The 615-nt window shown below is 67.8% G+C and carries 1 protein-coding gene; it reads left to right on the top strand.

Going from position 1 to position 615, the window contains the following annotated elements; genetic code table 11:
* A partial coding sequence (locus G6048_RS52290; protein WP_165345936.1) for an IS30 family transposase occupies positions 1-615 on the top strand: 615 nt, incomplete at both ends.

Consider the following 615-nt stretch of genomic DNA (forward strand, 5'->3'; position numbering starts at 1 on the left):
CTCCCCGTGCACGGTCACAGAACAAACCGCAGGGGCATGTCACCGCGGACGTCGTCCTCAGCGAACGCCCCGCCGAGGCCGCAGACCGCGCGGTCCCCGGACACTGGGAAGGCGATTTGATCATCGGAACGGGCCGATCCGCGATCGGCACGCTCGTCGAGCGCAGCAGCCGCTCCACGCTCCTGGTGCACCTGCCCCGGCTCGAGGGCTGGGGCGAGAATCCGCCCGTGAAGAACGGCCCCTCACTCGGGGGCTATGGCGCGATCGCGATGAACGCGGCGCTCACCGCCTCGATGACGCAGCTGCCCGAGCAGCTACGCAAAACCCTCACCTGGGACCGTGGGAAGGAACTCTCCGGCCATGCCCAGTTCGCCCTCGATACCGGGACGAAGGTGTTCTTCGCCGATCCCCACTCGCCCTGGCAACGACCGACGAACGAGAACACGAACGGGCTGCTGCGTCAGTACTTCCCGAAGGGCACCGATCTCTCCCGGTGGTCGTCCACGGACCTCGAAGCCGTCGCCATGGCGATCAACAACCGGCCCCGCAAGACCCTCGGCTGGCGGACACCCGCCGAGGTCTTCGAAGAGCAGCTACGCTCGCTGCAACAGCCCG

Origin of the sequence: Streptomyces ureilyticus (assembly GCF_011045025.1) — a bacterium.
Classification (GTDB): Bacteria; Actinomycetota; Actinomycetes; order Streptomycetales; family Streptomycetaceae; genus Streptomyces; species Streptomyces ureilyticus.